The organism is Spiroplasma sp. Moj (assembly GCF_016082285.1).
In the GTDB taxonomy this organism is placed as follows: Bacteria; Bacillota_I; Bacilli_A; order Mycoplasmatales; family Mycoplasmataceae; genus Spiroplasma; species Spiroplasma phoeniceum.
The window spans coordinates 4,055-4,526 of the sequence record NZ_MQTY02000083.1; the positions used below are offsets into that span (position 1 = coordinate 4,055).

At 27.2% G+C, this 472-nt stretch carries 1 protein-coding gene; it reads right to left on the reverse strand.

Features of this window, described 5'->3' with window-relative positions:
- Positions 1–275: 275 nt before the first annotated feature.
- A partial coding sequence (locus tag BST80_RS04175) for a hypothetical protein (protein WP_415746102.1) occupies positions 276–472 on the reverse strand: 197 nt, incomplete at its 5' end.

The following is a 472-nucleotide window of genomic DNA, read 5'->3' on the forward strand; positions in this document are numbered from 1 at the left end:
TNAAANGANNNAAGATTTAATTCTCATATCATTTTTAAGATTGACAATTAATCATAAGATAAAATTATTTGGTTTCCAACTGGTAACCACATTGCGCCACCAATTCAAGTTCCAAAACTACGACCATATTGATATAACAATAATTGTAAATATCATGTTCAGTCTTCCCCTATATATTAGACTTCTTGCATAACCTAGTTATTTTAAAATTCCTATAAAATATATTTAAAATAGAAATTATAGGAATTTTAAAATAACTAGGTTATGCAAGAAGTCTAATCTTCAGCAGTTACTGCTTCTACTATATCTTTCACAATTTTTAGCACTTTAGCAACAAGCGTTGCTTCAATATTAATTTTTTCTAATTCATTAATAGTTGTCGCATTTGGATTCGCTGCTTTAATTTTGTAAACTGTAAAACGAAACGCGCTAAAACAACTCTTATTAAAGGGTTGTTTTTTTATTTGTAAAC